Origin of the sequence: Sphingobacterium sp. PCS056, assembly GCF_023273895.1 — a bacterium.
In the GTDB taxonomy this organism is placed as follows: Bacteria; Bacteroidota; Bacteroidia; order Sphingobacteriales; family Sphingobacteriaceae; genus Sphingobacterium.
On record NZ_CP096883.1, the window covers coordinates 2,915,335 to 2,936,574 of the forward strand.

Genomic DNA, 21,240 nt, shown 5'->3' on the forward strand with positions numbered 1-21,240 from the left:
TACGATATTAAAAAGCCATGGATGGTCTATAGAATTATGTAGAAGTGGTATTAGGTTGAAAAAATATTGTGGTAGATCTGTTTGTCTTTTTAAAATGTTATTATTTTATCTAGCCAGCTATGTTAAGCTTAAGTTATATTAATCATTTCAATGTAATTAGTCAAAATAATTTTCGTTTTTCATGAATTATTCTTAATTTTGCCTGGCAAATAGAAAACCCAATACATATTTGCCATGCAATTAGATCCACAAAAATTCGTAGCAGAAGGACTTACCTACGACGACGTATTATTAATTCCAGCTTATTCTGAAGTTTTACCACGTGATGTCGATACAAGTACTTTCTTGACAAAAAAAATCAAATTAAATATTCCATTAGTTTCTGCGGCAATGGATACGGTGACGGGTGCTGATCTAGCGATTGCGATTGCACAAGCGGGCGGTATTGGTATGTTGCATAAAAACATGACGATCGCAGAGCAGGCGGCAGAAGTACGTAAAGTAAAGCGTTCGGAAAGCGGCATGATCCAAGATCCGGTTACGTTATTGGAAACAGCAACAGTGGGTGATGCTTTCAAAATTATGAAAGATCATAAAATTGGTGGTATTCCGGTAATCGATGTTGAGGGTAGGTTAGTTGGAATCGTGACCAATCGTGACTTACGTTTCCAAAAAGTCATGAGTCAGCCGATTGCCTCATTGATGACGAAAGATAATCTGGTAACCGCTCCTGAGGGTACCGATCTAGTAAGAGCAGAAGAGATCTTGCAAGACCATAAAATCGAAAAACTTCCAGTTGTGAATCATGAAGGTATCCTGAAAGGATTGATTACTTTTAAAGATATTCAAAAATACAAGCATTATCCTAATGCTGCTAAAGATACGCACGGACGTTTATTAGTCGGTGGGGCAGTTGGAGTCACTCCTGATACATTAGATCGTGTAGAGGCTTTAGTAAAGGCTGGTGTGGACGTAATTACGATAGATACTGCTCATGGTCACTCAAAAGGTGTTATCGATAAATTGAAATTGGTGAAGGCAACATTCCCTGATCTACAGGTAATCGTTGGAAATATTGCTACTGGTGCAGCTGCAACAGCGTTAGCTGAAGCGGGTGCAGACGCGGTAAAAGTTGGTATCGGACCTGGATCAATCTGTACCACACGTATCATCGCAGGTGTTGGTGTACCTCAACTGTACGCGATCTATGAAGTAGCACAGGCACTAAAAGGCACTGGAGTTCCTTTGATCGCAGATGGTGGTATCAAACAAACTGGTGATATCGCTAAAGCAATTGCTGCTGGCGCTTATACCATCATGGCTGGTTCATTATTTGCAGGAGTGGAAGAAGCTCCGGGAGAGACGATCATTTATGAAGGACGTAAATTTAAGTCATACCGCGGGATGGGATCTATCGAGGCCATGGAAAAAGGATCTAAAGATCGTTATTTCCAAGATGTTGAAGATGATATCAAGAAATTAGTTCCAGAAGGTATCGTTGGTCGTGTTCCATATAAAGGAACCTTAGCTGAGGTGGTGTACCAATACATGGGCGGATTGAAGGCATCAATGGGCTACTGTGGAGCTGCAACTATCTCGAAGTTGCAAGAAGCACAATTTGTACGTATCACAGGTGCGGGATTGCGCGAATCGCATCCACATAATATTTCGATTACAAAAGAAGCTCCTAACTACAACAGTAGAGGTTAATACCGAATAAACAAAAAAAGGTCAGCAAATATAAGCTGACCTTTTTTTGTTTATACTTCATCTGTTTTTCTTCTCAGATAGTTATAGATTTCAATTTGTGAACGACAAGGTTCCTTGTCATTTGTAACGTATCGGTTGTTCAGTTCATTGTTTAAAATACGGGCCTTTACATTATCACGCAGCTGGATCTGCAACATATCTTTGATTTCATCCCTGATTTTTTTACTGTTGATTTTGACGGCTGCTTCTATGCGATGATCCAAATTTCTAGTCATCCAATCTGCCGAAGAGATATAGGTCACTTCTTTGCCAGCAGCATAGAAATACATGACCCGAGCATGCTCTAAAAATTCGTCAACAATACTGATCGCGTTGATTGGTTTTTTAAATTTTGTCTGATTGGTTGCGCAGTAAATCCCTCGTACGATCAGATCAATCTGTACCCCAGCTTCTGCAGCATCGTATAATTTTTTGATCAGAATACGGTCGCTGAGCGAATTTACTTTTAAGATGATACGTGCTTTTCGTCCCGCTTTCACTTCCTCAATTTCTTTATCGATATAGTGAATGATTCCATTGCGCATATCTGTCGGACAGATGAGCAGGCTATTGCAATTTTTAATGACCTCAGCGGGATTGCTTTTTGGTTTTTTTAGGAAATGAAAGACTTTGTTAATATCTGCCATGACGCTTCTATTGCTGGTCAGTAAACAGTAATCGCCATAGAGCTTGGCTGTCTTTTCATTGATGTTGCCCGTACTTACAAAACCATATTGAATGGTTTTGGCACCTACTCTCTTTTTAATGATACAGAGCTTGGCATGTACCTTTTTATTAGGAACACCTGTTAAAACTCGAATACCTTCAAGTTCTAGTTTTTCTTTCCAATATAGATTGTTCTCTTCGTCAAACCGTGCTTGTAGTTCAAGCATAACGGTGACGTCTTTACCATTTCTAGCGGCATTGATCAGTGCGTTGACGATTTTACTATTGGAGGCAAGTCGATAGGCAGTGATTTGAATGGTCTTGACATCTGGATCCATTGCTGCCTCGCGCAGTAGATCGATCACGGGGCGGAAAGTGTGGTATGGAAACGAAAGCAGGATATCTTTTTTGATGATAATATCTGTAATCCGCTGTGTTTTGTTCAGTTGAGGATGTGTAAATCCAGGATTTGTAATGGGCAGGTTGGGTTGCTTAAAAACATTTGGAAAGTCCATAAAATGTTTGAAATTATGAATTTTCTGACCCGGTATAATATTATCTTTTTTTGTTAACTGTAATTTCTTGATTAAAAATTCCACCAGCTTTGGATCCATTTCTTTATCAAAAATAAAGCGGGTCGTTTTACCTTTTCTCCTATTTTTGATGCCTTTGGATATTTTTTCAGCCAGTGTGGTATTGATATCATTGTCTAGGTCAAACTCTGCATCTTTAGTGATTTTAAAGACATGTGCATGAAATTCATCGAATCCAAAATAAGAAAAGATATAGGGAAGATTGAATTTGATGATATCCTCTAATAAGATAATATGTTTTTCCTTTGCCGATGCAGGTAGGATTACAAAACGTCCGTTTAAGGTCGTCGGGATTTCGATAATTGCAAATTTTGTTTCATATTCCCATTCTCGTTTGCTCATGGAGATACCCAGATAAAGACTTTTATCTCGAAGATAGGGCATAGGGCGGCTATCATCCAGCAATAATGGGATGACGTTAGATTCGACTTCTTCTGAGTAAAAGTTACGAACAAATTCTTCCTGTTTGAGGTTGAGTTGGCTGGCATCTTTGATGTAAACATGCTGTTGTGCCATTTCTTTTTGTATCAACGCCCAAAAATTATCAAATTTTTTCTGCTGTTTAATGACAATGGTATTGACCTCATCGAGTATGATCTGTGGATCTTCAAAAAAGGAGGTGTTCGCTTCCTTGTCTTTGATATCGATTGCGCGTTTTAAGCCCGGTATGCGTACTCTAAAAAATTCGTCCAGGTTATTGGAAAAGATTCCTAAGAATTTGATTTTCGAAGGTAGAGGGACTGTTTCATCAGCAGCTTCTTGTAGCACTCTGCTATTAAAACTTAACCAGCTTACATCTCTAGGAATGAATTTTCTTGCCATATTTTTTTAATACTTCTTTTTATTCGATTAGCCTCAAATGTAAATTTACTTAATTAATGTAGTATTTTAATAGTATTAAATAATTGTTAAATCTACGTGTAGTAACAACTCTTTAATACTATTAATGGGTCTATTGACCTGTTATACGGACCTGAATTCCCGTTGAATGGGATGACATTTCTGGTGCATATAGATTTTGGATACTAGTGATTCCATTTGAAAATATACCCGCATTATTTGCTTTCAATTCGTATTCAAATACATAGCTTCCCTGTGGTAAATAGTCGATAAAGAAATTCGTTGCGGCATCTTTTGTGCTTTCATAATAACCAAAACCTTGTTTGTATTGATAGGTTGACGTGACATTGGTGGGTTCAAATCCGGATGCGCGCATATCTTTTAGATGGATGAATGACAGACTTCTATCAGTCTTTATCGTAATACGTACTTTGACAATATCTCCCAGTTGAATGGGTGTTGCAGCTGTTATGGGTACGAGTACTTCTTTCAACTGTACAATTTTCTTGAGATATAAATCTTTTTGTAAGTTAATGGTGGAAGAGGCGGACTGTATCTGATCTAATTGCTCAAAATACTGATAATACAGACCTCCCAGTGCAATACCTGGACTTGTTTTTGAAATCTCTACGTGACCAAGTGCTGGTTTAATTTCTTTTTTCAGCCAACTTTCTTTTATATAACCAGAACCAATTTGTTTTGATATCTGAATGTTATCTAATGGCTTTCCTGCTACTTTTATCGTCATTGCTTCTGGAGCATCTAACCAGTTTTCACCATAGTTGATTAAGGCATCAACAGCTGCAACCGTCGCTTTGGTTGAATTCCAGTGACGCACTTGCTTATTTTTGATCAGCCAGATCTTCATGTTTTCAATGGCTTTTTTATCTTGGCTTACTTCGTCAAACGCTTGTATCAATTGGGACTGTGTCTCGATTGGTGCTTCGTACCAAGACCAGCCGGCCTGATTTTGATTCCAGTACATGCCTTTTTCGACTGATTCAACAGATTTTTGTTGCAATTGTTTGATGACCAGTGCAGCGGATTCTTTTAAGTTGTAGCGGTTTAAAATTAGGGCTACTTTGGCTTGTGTAGCTATACTATAGTTAAGCTTGTCCTTATCGATCTCCTTTATAAAATAGGCAATAGCTGCTTCCAATGGTGCATTTTTCTCCACAGCAGGAGAGCTGCTTCTGACCAGTAGATATTCGATACCTTGATCAATACTCGGTTTCAGCTTATTGTCTTGCTGGTAACGAGACCAATGATATAAAATCTCATTGTCTAAAAATGCGATGCCTTTTGTCATAATCGGTTTAACAGTATTTGTTAAATCAAATTCGGCAATGATTCCTTTGGCATGCAATTTATTGATCCCATTAAGAATATAGGTCGAGATGTGGAAACTTTCATTGCCTCCGGGGTACCATGAAAAACCACCGCGTGCTGACTGTAAGGCCGCCAGTTTGGCTATATCGGTAGTCAAGGTGTTTTTAAGCGTATTTTGATCAAACAGAAGCGCAATATTCTTCATGGTTTCTTCTTCATTAATTGCTTCTTGTAACCAAGGTGTTTCTTGGATCAGGATCGCTTTCAATTCTTCATTGATGCGTAATTTTGATTGCAGCTGCTGCTGATCTTTCCATCGGTCAAACACAAGCTTTATTTTTGGATGCTGATTGACCAGATGGGCAGAAAATGAGTTGAGATAGAATTTACTAAAAATAGATTCCGATGATTCATATGGGTATTCATTGACATAGGGTAGAGCAAATAAGGCATGGTAGATCGGATTGCTCGTTAACTCCAATGTATAGCGATACGGTTCGGCTGTGGTCGAAGTATGTTGTAAATTTTTCATTTCAAATGACTTCGACTGCCCTTCTCTGACAGCTATAGGTAGTGTTTCTGTAACCAGCATGCTGTTTTTTAAAACCGGGATAGTCGATTCTTCACCATCAGAGAAATTACCGCCTTGTGCCACGATACGGTAGGTGATTGCTTCCATATTTTTAGGAACCGTTATTTCCCAACTGGTACGCTCACTTCCTTTGGCGGTGACCATGATTTGTTTTACAGGTATTTTCACCGTTAATGGAGTCATCGTCATGGCATCAAACAGTTCTAGGGTAACGGATGTTTTTAAATCATGTGTAGATAAGTTATTGACTTGAGCTTTGATTGTTATCTGATCGGCTTCTCTGAAGAATCGGGGCATATTGGGTACGATCATCAGATCTTTTTGTGTTTCGACAAAATCTGTATAGTTGCCGATAGCCAGTTCTTTACTGTGCGCGATTGCCATAAACTTCCAACGGGTTAAACTTTCTGGAGAATCAAAGCTGAATGCAGCATGCCCATCTTTATCTGTGCGAAGTTGAGGTAAGAAAAATACAGTCTCCTGTAGATTTTTACGGATCTGAATGGGGTTTTCGTCTTTATTTGTATTGATCTGCTGTTGACCGCCTGCTGCTACTACCACTACTTCTTCCAGCAAAGGAGATGCTGCATCCGAAGATTGGTCGGCACTCTGTGTGATGGCCTTATCGGCAAGCATTTTAGCTTCTGGCACGATGCTCATTGCTTTGTTAGATAATGCTCCTCTGATCATAATCGATCCTGTAGAGGACATGCGTCTGGTACGGCTAAAATCATCGTTATTGATATTGAATCCAAAATTCTTAAATCGATCGTAATCCAATGCCGTACTAAAATTAAACTCTGCGAAATTTTGGATTGCAGTACTTCTACTCAGATTATTGTAATACGACCAACCTCGATAGGATGGATAAGAATAGGGGTTAAGATAAAATGAAAAATCATTGCTTGTCACATCTTTAAGCTTATCCAGGGATGCATCGTACATATTGACCAACAGTTCCGAAGCAATCTGCTCGCCTTTTTTTCCTTTAATGACCAATTCCCAAGTCTCTTTTTGTCCGGGATAGAGTTTGTTTCTAAAGGTCTTTGTTTCAATGACAAGCGCAGGGATATCTTGCTTTACAGGCAATACAACAGTTTTGCTGAAGAGCTGACCATTTTTAAGTCCTGTGAAATTTAAGATCAAGCTATTCTTATTTGTTTTAGGGATCTTAATTTGAAAACTTGTTTTCGTTTTTGAAATGACTTTAAAGTCTATTTGTTCATCTTCGGAAGAAGTCATGTTCAGCTGCAGGAAATCAAAATCCGTCTTGAGCGTTATTTTAGCCAGATCTGAGATTTGATAATTCGGCTTATCAGCTGCAACCATCAACGGAGATTTTTCATCTGACTGCAGGTTATCGTTGGTGATTTCCATAAAACGTTCACTGCGGATCGTATCTTCAACAACAATTGAAATTGCCTCCAATTTATATTTACCGACTAGATCAGTCTGATTAGGAAGTTTGATCTTATTGGATCTTGCGAGATCAAACTCCGTTTCATAAACAACGGTATAGCTGTCTTCCTTTTTATATTCGCTACCATAGGGTTCATATGGAAATTTTGCTAGAAATTCGTTCTCAGGTATACTATTGTAGTAACTAAAATCATGCGTGATATAAAATGATGGCGACACGATAAGACGTGGGTTTTCTATTCTTTTTTTCAGCATAAATTTACCCGATGCTGGAACTTTTTGTCCAGATAGATTAAGTGCAGTGATGGTGATCGAATCCAGAGCACGAGCATCACTTTGCTCAGGACCATCTATCAAAAGTGTAAAGGGAATATTTCCAATCGTTAGGCTGGTTGTACTTTCGTTGGTTTCACCATTAGCATCCATAATGGAAGCTTCGATATGGAAGGATTGTGTATATCTCAACTTACTGTCAAACTCTTCGGGTATCTCACTTTTAAAATTAATCTTAAAGTTTCCTTCATTATCCGTTTTTATGGTATCGACCTGGATGATCTCACTCAGCGTACGGTTTATTATTCGATCGTAGACATCATAAGGTCTCATTCTATTTTCTACTTTGTTGATGGAATAAGCAACAGTAGCATTGGATACTGCAACTCCGCTAAAAGTTTTCGCCTTTCCTGTGATGGATATGGAGTCGCCCAATGATTTTTTATCTTTAAACTCATCAAAAGTTACTTCAAATTTTGGACGTTTATACTCCTCCACGCTGAAGTTATAGTTTTGATTGATCCCATCGCCTGTAATTCGGATATCATATTGACCGGTGATATTGCCTGTGTTTAGGACAAAGGAACCTGCTACTGAACCAAATTCATTGGTAACCAGTGTCTTTTCGTCAACACGTTGATTGTTGGTATCGTAAAGTCCTACGATGACGCGTTTGTCTGGTGTAGTGGCATATTTCGTCTTGTCGTAATTCTTGTATACAATCGTTTTGAAATAGACAATCTGACCAGGTCTATAGATGGATCGGTCGGTGAATACTTTTGCATCGTAACGGGTCTCTTCATGGTCCTTCACTGTCGGATAATAATACGAATTGAAAGGAATGAACACCGGTTCATCGTTAATTCTTAAAAATAAGTTTCTATTTTGGTTTTTATTGTTAAAAATACCATTCTTGTCTGTGCTTTCAGCTACTTGTAGATCAAATTTATCTTGACGTAGGTTGTAAAATTTCAAAGAGGCATTTGCTTGCTGTGCACCTGTCTCGCGATCTACGATCAGTACAACTTGATCTTCTTGCAGCATTGCATACTTACTGTAATTTAACTTTAAGTAACCGTAGCAGTCCTGTGCGTTATAGCCCTTTTCTAGTGGAGAAGAGGCGTAGACAATGGTATAAGTACCTGCTTCTAGTGCTGGAAGCAACAAAGTTGTTTCGTGACCTACCTGATCTTTAAAATCTTTGACTTCAAAAATGCCTTCTTTTACGGTAATATTATGCTGGATGAAGGTGTTGATATTGTCCCACAGTGTACTGTCATTAGCTCGACGTATGTCTGACTGAAATTGATCTAAAATATTTTTTGGACGTATTATTTTATAGTAGATTTTATTGGTGTTCTGGTGTGTGACCTTCATCAAAGCTTCTTTATTTGCGGTAGTAGTTGCTTTAGATTCGAGTGTTATAACGGGTTTAAAGATGTTTTGACGAATCGAGGTGAGGTAATCTTTTGTGCTTACACTGTCGGCAAGAGGTAAGTATGTTTCTATCTTTTTTAATAAGATATCGATATGTTGCTGCTGATTGACTGCGACGGTATTTGCCTTATTTTTGTAGATGTTGATGTTATCTACGATCATGATTTCTTTAAGTGCCGTATGCTTATAGGTTGCGATCCAATTTTCTAAAACCTGTACTCTAGAAGAATCTTGGGTGTTTTTCCTCCGTAATAATTGGTATTTATTGAATAGATAAGCATCCGTATTTTTACCTTCATGGATGTTGACTAGATCTTGGTATAAGCTATCCACTTTTTGGGTATTGCGATCTGCTTTATTTCGAGATAAAGAAATTTGGTAGGGTTGATTTTCTTGCAGTAGATCAATATAATCGTAGACAGCAATGTCATATAGCGTCGGTAGGTAAGAGGGATTTGGCGACTCAATGAGTTTGATCCATTTACCTTTAGGCTCCTGCAAGAGCATGTCTTTTTCTATTAGGGCATTTTTATATAAAGATTTGATCTTCTCTTCAAATTGTTTACTTGTCCAAAAAGTAAAATCTTCTTTCGTACCGCCTTGTACTTCCGTACGTTGATTGATGCTGTAATAATTAGTGATAAAATAATCGTTATAATTACGAGCTTGTTGAATGGTTAAAATAGCTTGCGCAGTTTTATTCTTAAGCTGTTTAATTTTGAGATCAAATTCTTGAATGACTTTTAACTTGATATCCGAATCATCTGAGGTTTGTATGTTTACCTTTTGGCGATATAAAAAAGCTTTTACTTGCTCATCATACCAATCTTTTTTCACAGCCTCGTCTTCGATTTTAGTCAGGATAGGGGATATTTCTTTCCAAAATTGATTGTCAGCTAAACTATCTATCTGCTTCCAGAGTAGTGATAGATTATGTTTCTTTTGTGCGTCTGCGTGTGATATGCACAATAATGTGAGGATGAAAAGGAGTATTTTTCTCATGATAAAGCCTATAGAAAATAAAAAAAGAGAATACGATCTGTATTCTCTTTAAACTTAGATAAATTTACTTGGATATACAATACAATTGCATGGATATCAATACCAGTAATTTTGGATGAAATAGTGCTCGTCGATATTTCACGATCCGATCTGCGTGTGAGGCATCTCGTGAGCTGTTTAGTTTCTTTCTGAGGATTACTCAATTTAAATCCTCATGTTGTTTGTTATTTATTTGTTCCTGATTTTTTGGAGATCTGAATGGCTTGAAACTGCTTTCCATCATAGTGTGGAGCCTCTACGGTAAGGGAAGTAGGATAGGGGGCGTTTTTATCAAAAAAGTAAGCCGTTGTGGAACTTCCATAATCGTTTACAGGGAGCACATCAATACATGCCTGATAGTCTGCTTGCGCTGGATTACCGACTGAAATCGCATATATGCGAATGATGCCACCTTTATTTTGCTCATTTCTGACAAATGCCACTTCCTTAAAATCACCAGGAAGATCTTCAATACTTTTTTGTGTAAAGGAATCCTTGAGCATAAATGCTAAGATTGCTAGAATGGGTATGATGATTAACCATACCCTTTTATTTTTTTTCATTAAACGGAATGTAGTTATAGTGATATGGTAATTCCTAATAGTTTGTAAAACTCCTTTAGGATAGCTTGGTGACCAGGCCACGCTGGTGAAGTAACCAAATTGCCATCAACGATGGCTTGATCTGCAGGGATATTTTTCCATGTTCCTCCTGCCAGTTCAATATCTGGTCCTACTGCGACGTAGGCTGTCAGTGTACGACCTTGAAGTACTTTGGCTGCTGTCAATACTTGGATACCGTGACAGATCGCAGCTACTGGCTTATTGTGGTCAAAGAAATATTTCGTTATTTCTAAGACGCGTTTGTTTAAACGGATATACTCTGCCGAACGACCGCCCGCGATATAAAGACCATCATATTCTTCCAATTGTATCCCATCAAAATCTTTATTGATTGCAAAATTGTGTCCACGCAACTCTTTATAGGTTTGATCTCCTGTAAAATCATGGACAGCAGTAGGTACTACATCTCCTTTTTTGCGATCTGGCGCAACGGCATCGACATGAATACCCACTGCACCCATCGCCTGAAAAGGAACCATCGCTTCGTAGTCTTCTACGAAATCACCGACAAGTAATAATATTTTCTTTGCCATAAATTTATATTTTAATACTTCCAAGATACAAAAAAAGTCACAGATGACTATGACTTTTTCTGTTAAGTTTTGATTAATCTAAAGAAGCTGCTTTCTCTTTAAGCGCACGTTTGGTCGCTCGTACTTTAGCCTCCAATTTGCTTCTATACTCGATATTGGTCACGCCTTTACCGGCTTCAAAATTACTTCCAAAATGGGGTAATGAAAAGGAGTCTAGTACTTCTGCGCCATCCCATGCAATTCTATTAACCGCTGTGGTCAGGACAGTAGATCCACCCATCGGCCCAGGACTGGTAGCCAGTAAAAAAACAGGCTTGCCATTGAATGTTTTGCGATCTGAAATGCGTGAAACCCAATCAATGATATTTTTATAGCCCACATTATAGGATCCATTATATTCTGCTATTGATATGAGCAAGAAATCGGCTTCATCGATTTTAGCAGCAAAATCAAGTGCTAACTGCGGAATCCCAGATTCGATTTCCCTATCGATCGAATATAAGGGCATCTCGTAATCATTTAAATCTAAAATATCGATGACATCGTCTACTTCTTTGTAGTATTTGGAAACTGAAGTAACAAATGTTTTGTTAATGGAATTTCTGCTATTACTAGCAGCAAATGCTAATATTTTCATGCTATAGTTAAATTTTGATGTTCAAACGTACAGTATTATTTTTATGATTTTGTCAAATCAATGTTGAAACGTCTAAAAGTATGTATTTATTGACCTAGATCAAGATTAAAGCGTTCGTACATCCCTAAGAAACCGGTCAGACCTCCCGTGTGGATGACCAGTATGCGGTCATCTGTTTTAAAATAATCTTGTGCGATTAAATCATCGAGAGCAAAGAAAAGTTTACCGGTATAAGTAGGTTCAATCATGATCCCTGTACGCGAGACAAAGTGTTCAACAAATTGGATCAGCTGCGGTTTGGTTTTTGCATATCCTCCAAAATGATAATCGGTATGTAAGGTTACGGGAGAGGCGTGGGGATGTATTTTTTGAATTTCATCTTGAATAAAATCTCCTCCTTTCAAAACTGGAATGCCATGCACCTGTGTTGGCAAGCCTGCTGTTGATACGGCATGTTGAATGCCTGCAATTGTTGTTCCTGTTCCGCAGGCACAGAAGATATGATCGTAGGTGTCCTGTAGGGAAGATACAATTTCTTCACATCCCTGTGAACCAAGAGTGCCATGTCCACCTTCGTCAATGAAATAAGCTTGGGGATCTTGATGGAAATGTGTCTCGAAAAGTGCGGATTTGTGTTTATAATCGGAGCGATCGGTATAGATGAGCTCCATCCCGAATAATCTGCACATGGCAAGGACTGGATTATTTATTCCAATATCGGCACGTAAGAAAGCTGTTGTTTTGAAATCAAAGGTGGCACCTGCACAAGCTGTTGCCAAAATATGATTAGACCATGCACCTCCAAAGGTGACCAAATGATTTTTATTTTGTGCTAATGCAGCCTGAATATTGAACTTTAATTTTCGCCATTTATTACCAGATATAAAGGGATGAATCAGATCATCGCGCTTTATGCTGACCTCTATAGACTTTTTTTGCCAGTCTGGAAGGCTTATTTTCTGCTCGGGGCTATAAAAATTAAAAGATATCATACACTATTATGTACAAAGTTAGTAGATTTTGTATGAATTAGGTTATTTTTGTACGATGGCTGAAAATTTAGAGTTACAAGAGCAAGATGATCAAGAGTTATTTGAGCATTTGCGTATAGAGGTAGATAAAGGACAAGCGTTACTGCGCATCGATAAATTTCTGATGAATAGAGTAGAGAATGCATCTCGAAATAAAATTCAGGCTGCTATTGAAGCGGAGTCCGTATTAGTAAACGAAAAGCCTGTAAAGGCAAGTTATAAAGTGAGACCGCTTGATGTCATCACTGTAGTCTTGCCAGATCCCCCAAGAGATACCGAAGTTTATCCAGAAGATATTCCTTTGGATATTATTCATGAAGATAATGATGTTTTGATTGTCAATAAAGAGTCGGGTATGGTCGTTCATCCTGGTTTTAATAATTATACTGGAACATTGGTCAATGCTTTAACGCATCATATTCAACAATTACCACAGTTGCCCGGCAATTCGGATCGTCCAGGCTTAGTGCATCGGATCGATAAAGATACTTCAGGATTATTGGTGATCGCTAAGAACGAAAAATCAATGACGCACCTAGCGAAACAATTTTTTGATCACAGCATCACCCGAAAATATATTGCGTTGGTCTGGGGAGATATTAAAGAAGATGGTACTATAACGGGCTATATCGGACGTCATCAAAAAGATAGACGTATCATGGCAATGTATGATAACGAAGCCAACGGACGCTGGTCGGTGACTCATTATCGGGTGCTGGAACGTTTGGGATATGTGACGTTGATCGAGTGTCAATTGGAGACTGGAAGAACACACCAGATCCGTGCACACATGCAGTCGATTGGACATCCTTTATTTAACGATGCTATGTATGGAGGTGACAAGATTATTAAAGGAACAGTCTTTACAAAATATAAGCAGTTTGTAGAAAATTGTTTTAAAATATTACCTCGTCAAGCTCTTCATGCACAGGTAATTGGATTTGTGCATCCAAGTACGAAAGAAAATGTTAAATTTGAAGTACCATTGCCAGAAGATTTTCGTTTAGGATTAGAGAAATGGCGCAATTATGCAGCTTTATCAAAACCAACTGAGGAATAATAATACGTATACTTACGATGCCAACAACATATATCAATTTTAACGGTAACATAGTACCAGAAGAACAAGAAATTTTCTCTATCGAAAATAGAGCAGCACGTTATGGCGATGGCTTGTTTGAAACGATGCTGTTTAAAGATGGTGAAATTAGGTTCTTAAACTTTCATGTGGAAAGATTACAAAAAGGAATGACGGCTTTGCATCTTGAAGATGCCAATCTGTTTGATGAATTTTTCTTTCGCTCAAAAGTTGAAGAACTGATACGTAAAAATAATATGGTCGGTCAGCTCGTTCGTATCCGCTTGACCGTGTTTCGGAATGGTGGTGGTTTATACAGTCCCACTACGAATAAACCTTCCTATGTCTTTCAAGTGTCCAGACCTGAGCCCAATCTAAAGGATAAAAAGGTAGGCTTGATCGTCGATTTATATACGGAATATAAAAAACCATTTAGTGATTTATCGAAAATTAAATCCCTAAATTCTCAGATTTATGTTTTAGCTGGTATCCACAAGAAAAAGATGGGTTTTGACGATGTGCTGTTGTTGAACCAAGAAGGATTTCTTTGTGAAGCGCTGAGTTCAAATATATTTGTACATTATGAGAAGACGCTCTATACGCCTGCTCTATCTGAAGGATGTATTGAAGGGGTCATGAGACGTGTTGTGATCGATATGGCAATAGATGAGGGGATAGAAGTGGTAGAGGCTCAAATAAGTCCACAGATCATGAAGGAAGCTGAAGAGATTTTCTTGACGAATGCTGTTCAAGGTGTACAGTGGGTAATGGGATATAAGCAAAAAAGATATTTTAATAAGATATCCAGAATATTGCAAAATAAATTGCAAAGCTGGAATTATAATGATGCGGAATAGCGGTATATAATAGCTGTTTTTTAAACAATTAAGCTCCTAAAATAATCTATATTTTAGGAGCTTAATTGTTTTATGGATCTAAAGGTATGGCTATTTTATTTATCGTGCTCGCATCTATTGGCGACGATAGATCACAATAGACTATTTTTTAGATTTATTTCTCTTGACCAAGAGGTAAGAGAAATAGAGAAGGACCATCCAGATGGGGATCAATTCTACCGGAACTTTCATCCCTGTGATCCACATAATAAAAAGCACTGCGATTAAAAACAGGATGCAGATGTAATTGCTAAGGGGATATAGAAAGGATGGAAATTTGGTCTTGATGCTTCGCTGTATTTTATCTTTCTTAAAGTAAAAATGCGTGATGGTAATCATCACCCAATTGATAATTAATGAGGATACTACTAATGACATTAAAATTTCCAGCGCATCTTGCGGCATGATTTTATTGATCACCACGCAGATGGCGGCAAATAATGCTGAAACAAGGATCGCATTGACAGGAACATGATTTTTACTTAACTTATTTAGAAACTTTGGCGCATTTCCCTGACTTGCTAAACCATAAAGCATTCTACTATTGCTGTAAACACTGCTGTTATAGACAGATAAAGCAGCCGTTAATACAATTAAATTCAATACATTGGCTATTAAACTTGTTGCATACACCGTTTTTCCAAATATGGAAAATTGAAAACTTTTTAACGAGTCAAATACGGTCACAAAGGGGCTTGTGTCGGCAGTGATCTGTTGCCATGGCGATAGTGCAAATAAGATAATCAGGGCTCCGACATAAAAGATCAAAATCCTGTAGATCACCTGATTGGTTGCTTTTGGAATATTCTTCTCTGGATTTTCAGCCTCTGCAGCGGTTATACCGACTAATTCTAGACCTCCAAATGAAAACATGATCAACGCTATTGCTGCCAGTAGTCCTTCATAGGTACCTTCACTATTTTGAGATAGCCATCCTTTTGGAAAAAAGCCACCATCATTATACAAGTTGCTGATCGACGATTGTGGGCTTCCTGTACCACTGATCAGTAGGTAAGATCCGAATACGATCATCGCAATGATGGCAATGACTTTGACGATGGAAAACCAAAATTCGGCTTCTCCGTACACCTTGACAGAAGCGAGGTTGAGCGCATTAATAATAAAGAAGAAGAATAGGCTAGAAGTCCAGAGTGGTATTTCGGGCCACCAAAATTGGATGTAAACACCTATAGCGGTCAATTCAGCCATGCTGACCAATATATACAGTACCCAATAATTCCAGCCAGAAGCATATCCAGCAAATGATCCCAGATATTTATTGGCGAAAAAGCTAAAACTTCCAGAGACAGGTTCTTCAACAACCATTTCACCAAGTTGACGCATAATGAAAAATGCGATAATACCTGCTAATGCATAACCTAAGATGACAGAAGGACCGGCTAGTATAGCAGCCTTACCAATACCTAGGAATAGTCCCGTTCCAATTGCACCGCCTAAGGCGATCAGTTGAATGTGTCGATTTTGGAGACCTCTTTTTAATTCGTTATTTTCTTTTGGAGTTTGATCCACGTATTTGTTTTTTTATAAAGTGAATATACGGGCTAATTTTTAGATAAGCTAATATAGTATTTATCTAGAAATAATAAGACATGAAGTGTGTATGTTGACACGTGATCAGATCAATTATGGCCTATTATTATTCAAAATTGATGATGTACCGATCTAAAAGTAGGGTTGTTAGGGAGACCATATGGAATGCAAAAACCGTTGACATCTGATATGAACAACGGTTTTTGCTGATTGACAAATATCTTATTGCAAGGTGTAAAACCCAGGCAATATTGACGTTATGAATTATTTTTTTTCTTGAACATCGGGTTGCTTCATATCGCAACCACAACCTTTTCCACAGCTTTTCTTACCACTAAATGAAGCACGCATGGATTTTGAAAAATAGATTACTGCCGCAATAATAATTGCTCCAACGATGATATATTGAATAATTAAATTTGTCATAATATATTATTTTAATGCCTGATAGGCGATCAAAGCTGCGATATAAGCCAAGCCTGTCATAAAACCCAGTTGTATCAAGGTCCATTTCCATGATGCGGTTTCTTTTTTTACAATTGCAATTGTACTCATACATTGCATGGCGAAAGCGTAAAATAGTAACAGGGAAACTCCTGATGCAAGATTATATGCCGGTAGGCCTGTATTTCTGTTTACCTCAGCTCGCATTTTACTTAATATGGTTCTTTTAGAAGCGTCGTCTTCAATATCTGCATCATCACCAATACTATACACTGTAGCCATGGTCCCAACAAACACCTCACGTGCTGCAAATGACGATATCAGACCAATTCCCATTTTCCAATCATAGCCCAATGGTTCTACAATAGGCTCAATTACCATGCCCAGATAACCTAAATAGGAGTGTTCTACTTTGTAAGAGGAGATTTCATGATCGAGGTCTTCATCGGATAGGTTAGGGTTATTTTGCGTGACGATCTCTTCTGCATTTTTAAATTTGTCGCCAGGCCCAAAACTTCCGAGCGCCCATAGGATGACTGAAATGGCTAAAATAATTTTACCGGCACCAAAAACAAAACTGGATGATTTGTCCCAAACGTTTAAGAACAGATTCTTCCAATCCGGGAATTTATAGGTCGGCAATTCAAAAATCAAAAATGACTTATGTTTTGTTTTAATGATTTTATTGAGCAACCATGCTGATCCCAATGCAGCTAAAATACCTAAGATATAAAGCGCAAAAAGAATCATTCCCTGAATATTAAAACCTAAAAATTTGGTATCAGGGATCACTAATCCAATGATCACGATATAGATCGGTAGTCGTGCAGAACAGGTCATAAACGGCGTCACAAGCATCGTTACCAAGCGTTCTTTGCTGTTTTCAATATTACGTGCAGACATCACTGCTGGCACAGCACAGGCAACACCTGAAATCAAAGGGATGACAGATTTTCCGTTTAGTCCAAAAGGTCTCAACCAACGATCCATCAAGAATACGACACGGCTCATATAACCTGTTTCTTCCATTAGGGAGATAAAGATGTAGAGGATGACAATCTGAGGAACAAAAATAACAATCCCACCAATACCCTTAATAATACCATTGGACAGCAAATCAGGAAGAGGTCCTGCAGGCAATGTGCTCTGTACATATGCCGCCAAATCCGCAAATTGAGTATCAATGAAATCCATCGCTGGACCCGACCAGTTATAGATCCCCTGGAAGATCAAAAATAGGACTCCAAAGAAAATCAGGTAGCCCAAAACCGGGTGTAGGAGAATTTTGTCAATACCATTGGTTACGCTTTTTAAATCTAGATCTTTTAAAACGATGGTACTTAAAGCCTGTTCCAGATTTTTGTTTCGCTGTACAGATTCTTGTTTTTGAAGTACTTGTGGACTGACGTTGTGATTTTTTCTAATATTTGCTAATGCTGCATTTTTTTCATCTGAGAGAAACTCTACGTTGCCTTTGGCTAAATATTGCCATGTGCTGTATTCGTTTTCCAGTGGAAATAGCTTTTTTGCTTCGTTTACCGCTAAAGTGTATTCGGTAGGGATATCAAAATTGCCAATATATAATGGGGGTACAGCATCAAAAGCAGCGATCAGTTTGTCAATCCCTGCGCCGGTTCGCGCATTGGTCTGAAAAACCTTCGTTTTTAACAATAGTTCCAGTTTAGCAATATCAATCTGAATTCCTTTGGCCTTTGCCTCATCGATCATGTTGATGACGAAGATGGCAGGTAGGCCCAGTTCTCGTGCTTGTTGATAAAGTATGATCGATCTTTTTAAATTGGAAGGTTCTCCAACGACAACGATTAAATTTGGCTTTAATTTGTTGTTTTGATCGACAAGAATATTAAAGACTACCTCTTCATCCAACGAGTTTGGAAATAAAGTGTAGGTACCCGGTAAATCAATGATTTTATATGTTTTGTTGTTCGCAGTTAATGAGCCTTCGCGTTTTTCAACAGTAATACCAGGATAGTTTCCAACTTTCTGATTGAGTTTTGTAATACGATTAAACAGGGATGTTTTACCCACATTTGGATTCCCCAAAAGTGCAATAATAGGATTGTTCATTTATTTTGGATCGATAATGATTACCTTGGCTTCAGATTTTCTGATAGCAATCAATGAGTTACTAGCAATTATGTTTAGACACATTGGACCATTTAATGGGGCAATATGTTTGACTTCAATTTCGGTCCCAGGGAGGAATCCCATTTCATAAAACTTAGCGGGAATGTCATTCGAATTCAAATCAACTATGATCGCTCTTTGTCCCTTTTTTAGCTTGTCTAAACTAGATTTATCGCGCATTATTTCTGTGAATATGTAATTTTCAAATATAAGAATTTAATCTGATTTAGAATGATTCTAATATAATTCTTATACATTTATGATAAATATGTGATATATTTAAAATATGAAAATTGATGAAGCCATACAAGTGAATAAATTTAGTACGGAGTGGCAACGCGCCACTGTTAACCTATTGTACACAAGTAACTGGGTAACTGCGCTTTTAGAGAAGCGGGCGGAACAGAAGCAAATTACATTACGTCAATTCAACGTCTTACGGATATTACGAGGGCAATTTCCGACTCCTGTTACTAATAATTTGATAAAATCAAGGATGTTGACCAATACGCCTGATATATCCAGATTGATAGATCGATTGGTTATTAAAGGATTGGTCGATCGCTGTAAGTCCAATGCCGATAAGCGTGCTGTCAATCTGTTGATCACAGAGGCTGGGCTCAACGTCTTGGAAGAATTGGAACAAGATATGCTGCTGAATGATATATTGCCCAATCATCTTTCAGAATCGGAATGTCTCCAATTGAACGAACTTTTAGATAAATTTAGAGGAAGCCCAGATCCTGAAATAAAAAATATTTAATGATGATGATCCTCATGATCATGACTGTGATCATGATCATGATTTATTTCTTGTGGATGATCGCCAGAAGAATGACTGTGGTCATGTCCATCAAATAGAAAATTCATCAGTGCTATTGCAACTCCAACAAAAACAGCGATCATTTTCTTCTTATTGAATTTATGGTGATCTGCAGATCCCGATTCAAATAATATCGTTGTTGATATATGTAAAAATATACCAATGACGACAGCCATGATTTTATCAAAATACTGTTGAATATTGCCAATTTCTCCTGTACTGATCGCTTTGCTGAAGGAGAAACCCAGTGGGGTCATCGCCGCAAAAACAATTAAAAGTGTCGTAATACTCCTTTTGGAAAGATGTGTGCTGATGAGCAAACTCCCCAATGCGAATGCTGCTGGAATATGGTGGATCGCGATACCAAAAACCAACTCTGTTTGATGGGTTGCCGCCAATGGCATACCTTCTAAAAAGGCATGTAGACATAAACTGATCATAATGCCCATGGGGAAAGCATGATGATGTCCTTCTTCATGATGCAGATGGCCATGCTCGATACCTTGAGAAAACTGCTCTAAGATGAGTTGAAACAAAAAACCACCTAAGACATATATCCCTAATATTTCTGCATCCGTAGTACGTGTCTGATATACATGAGGTATCAGGTGCAAAACGGTGATTGCAAATAGATATGCACCACTAAAGGATAGTATTAATTTTAGTAAATTCGTATTATTTCTTTTGACAAAGAAGACCGCCAAACCACTCGCTAATGCGGAGAAAAATAGAATACTGACTAAGATGATTGCGCTCATTTGGCTATTACAGGATTAAAGAATTCTGGTTTTATTTTTTTAAAGATATATCCCATTGCTAAACCGATCAATATCCCTAAAATGGCTCCACATAAAATATCAAATGGATAGTGAACACCCACATAAATCTGCGATATGGAAATTAATGTCGCCCATGTGATACATAACCACATCGCATGTTTCCATTTTCTTCTGAATAATACGATCCAGAAAAATGCTAGAGCAAAATGATTGGTCGCATGTGAAGACGTGAAACTAAAACCTGAACCACATCTCACCCGAATATTGACCTCTTGTTTAAATACAATATCATTGCATGGTCTTACGCGCTTAATTGATTTTTTAATCAAATGGGATGATACTGCATCCGATGCTCCAAATGTAGCCAATGTCATGACGACAATCAGGATACCTGTCTTACCGTAGGTCTTGATGAAGAAAATAACCAAAAACAAGTATAAAGGTGCCCAAGTATATGGATTTCTTAAAATAGGAAGTAGCCAATCGAAAATCGGATTACTTAATCCTTGATTGATGGCTAAAAAAATTTCTTGATCTATATGTACTATTTGGTCAATCATGTTGATGTATTAAAATTGAAATTATTTTGATAACAGTTCGTCGCGATCTGAATTCAAATGTATAAATAATTTCAATTTGATGCCGATATATATGTAAAAGAAACAATGTTGCAACAAAAGTAGTATAATTATTTTACAAAAGGAAACGCTTTATTATAAATATTAGGACTATTGTTTTATTTTTACAGAATAAACGTA

The 21,240-nt window shown here is 37.8% G+C and carries 16 protein-coding genes; 4 read left to right on the forward strand and 12 right to left on the reverse strand.

All coding sequences use genetic code 11. The annotated features are described in order from the left end of the window. Positions 1–234: 234 nt before the first annotated feature. A complete protein-coding gene (gene guaB, locus MUB18_RS12025; protein ID WP_045753873.1) occupies positions 235–1,710 on the forward strand; it encodes an IMP dehydrogenase in 1,476 nt (491 codons plus the stop codon). 50 nt (positions 1,711–1,760) lie between these two features. Here the strand turns inward: guaB and ppk1 are convergent, their stop codons facing one another. From ppk1 to MUB18_RS12055, 6 genes are all read right to left on the reverse strand, one after another. After that, the gene (ppk1, locus tag MUB18_RS12030; RefSeq protein ID WP_248753251.1) at positions 1,761–3,830 is read right to left on the reverse strand and encodes a polyphosphate kinase 1; all 2,070 of its coding nucleotides are present in this window, start codon (positions 3,828–3,830) and stop codon (positions 1,761–1,763) included. A 130-nt stretch (positions 3,831–3,960) separates the two neighbouring features. Beyond that, positions 3,961–9,900, reverse strand: a complete 5,940-nt coding sequence (locus MUB18_RS12035; protein ID WP_248753252.1) for an alpha-2-macroglobulin family protein — start codon at positions 9,898–9,900, stop codon at positions 3,961–3,963. A 224-nt stretch (positions 9,901–10,124) separates the two neighbouring features. Next, on the reverse strand, positions 10,125–10,502 hold the full coding sequence (locus tag MUB18_RS12040) for a hypothetical protein (RefSeq protein WP_248753253.1): 378 nt from the start codon (positions 10,500–10,502) through the stop codon (positions 10,125–10,127). 14 nt (positions 10,503–10,516) lie between these two features. Continuing rightward, positions 10,517–11,095 carry a DJ-1/PfpI family protein gene (locus tag MUB18_RS12045; RefSeq protein WP_045756135.1) on the reverse strand — a complete coding sequence of 193 codons (579 nt, stop codon included), beginning with the start codon at positions 11,093–11,095 and terminating at the stop codon, positions 10,517–10,519. A gap of 73 nt (positions 11,096–11,168) precedes the next feature. Next, the gene (locus MUB18_RS12050; protein WP_045756136.1) at positions 11,169–11,732 is read right to left on the reverse strand and encodes an NADPH-dependent FMN reductase; all 564 of its coding nucleotides are present in this window, start codon (positions 11,730–11,732) and stop codon (positions 11,169–11,171) included. 86 nt (positions 11,733–11,818) lie between these two features. Next, positions 11,819–12,724, reverse strand: coding sequence for a 1-aminocyclopropane-1-carboxylate deaminase/D-cysteine desulfhydrase (locus MUB18_RS12055; RefSeq protein ID WP_248753254.1), 906 nt, complete (start codon positions 12,722–12,724; stop codon positions 11,819–11,821). Positions 12,725–12,779: 55 nt separating this feature from the next. Between MUB18_RS12055 and MUB18_RS12060 the strand changes: the two genes are divergently transcribed. Both MUB18_RS12060 and MUB18_RS12065 read left to right on the forward strand, forming a co-directional pair. Beyond that, entirely contained in the window at positions 12,780–13,823 is a 1,044-nt protein-coding gene (locus MUB18_RS12060; protein WP_094772498.1) for an RluA family pseudouridine synthase, read from the forward strand. 17 nt (positions 13,824–13,840) lie between these two features. Then, positions 13,841–14,698 carry an aminotransferase class IV gene (locus MUB18_RS12065; RefSeq protein ID WP_045752983.1) on the forward strand — a complete coding sequence of 286 codons (858 nt, stop codon included), beginning with the start codon at positions 13,841–13,843 and terminating at the stop codon, positions 14,696–14,698. Between the two features lie 141 nt (positions 14,699–14,839). Here MUB18_RS12065 and MUB18_RS12070 read toward each other — a convergent pair whose 3' ends face one another. The 4 genes from MUB18_RS12070 to MUB18_RS12085 all read right to left on the reverse strand — a co-directional run bounded on the left by MUB18_RS12070 (position 14,840) and on the right by MUB18_RS12085 (position 19,060). After that, positions 14,840–16,267, reverse strand: coding sequence for an amino acid permease (locus MUB18_RS12070; RefSeq protein WP_045752982.1), 1,428 nt, complete (start codon positions 16,265–16,267; stop codon positions 14,840–14,842). Between the two features lie 285 nt (positions 16,268–16,552). Next, positions 16,553–16,714, reverse strand: coding sequence for a FeoB-associated Cys-rich membrane protein (locus MUB18_RS12075; RefSeq protein ID WP_248753255.1), 162 nt, complete (start codon positions 16,712–16,714; stop codon positions 16,553–16,555). Positions 16,715–16,720: 6 nt separating this feature from the next. Continuing rightward, positions 16,721–18,820: a ferrous iron transport protein B gene (gene feoB, locus MUB18_RS12080; RefSeq protein WP_248753256.1), complete on the reverse strand. Its 2,100-nt coding sequence runs from the start codon at positions 18,818–18,820 to the stop codon at positions 16,721–16,723. After that, complete coding sequence (locus tag MUB18_RS12085; RefSeq protein ID WP_045752980.1) at positions 18,821–19,060, reverse strand: ferrous iron transport protein A; 240 nt, start codon at positions 19,058–19,060, stop codon at positions 18,821–18,823. It lies immediately after the preceding gene. A 106-nt stretch (positions 19,061–19,166) separates the two neighbouring features. Between MUB18_RS12085 and MUB18_RS12090 the strand changes: the two genes are divergently transcribed. After that, on the forward strand, positions 19,167–19,643 hold the full coding sequence (locus MUB18_RS12090; RefSeq protein WP_045752979.1) for a MarR family winged helix-turn-helix transcriptional regulator: 477 nt from the start codon (positions 19,167–19,169) through the stop codon (positions 19,641–19,643). Here the strand turns inward: MUB18_RS12090 and MUB18_RS12095 are convergent. Continuing rightward, a complete protein-coding gene (locus MUB18_RS12095) occupies positions 19,640–20,461 on the reverse strand; it encodes a ZIP family metal transporter (protein WP_248753257.1) in 822 nt (273 codons plus the stop codon). The genes MUB18_RS12090 and MUB18_RS12095 overlap by 4 nt on opposite strands. Further along, the gene (locus tag MUB18_RS12100) at positions 20,458–21,042 is read right to left on the reverse strand and encodes a phosphatase PAP2 family protein (RefSeq protein ID WP_045752977.1); all 585 of its coding nucleotides are present in this window, start codon (positions 21,040–21,042) and stop codon (positions 20,458–20,460) included. Before MUB18_RS12100 ends, MUB18_RS12095 begins: the two co-directional genes overlap by 4 nt. Positions 21,043–21,240: the final 198 nt, after the last annotated feature.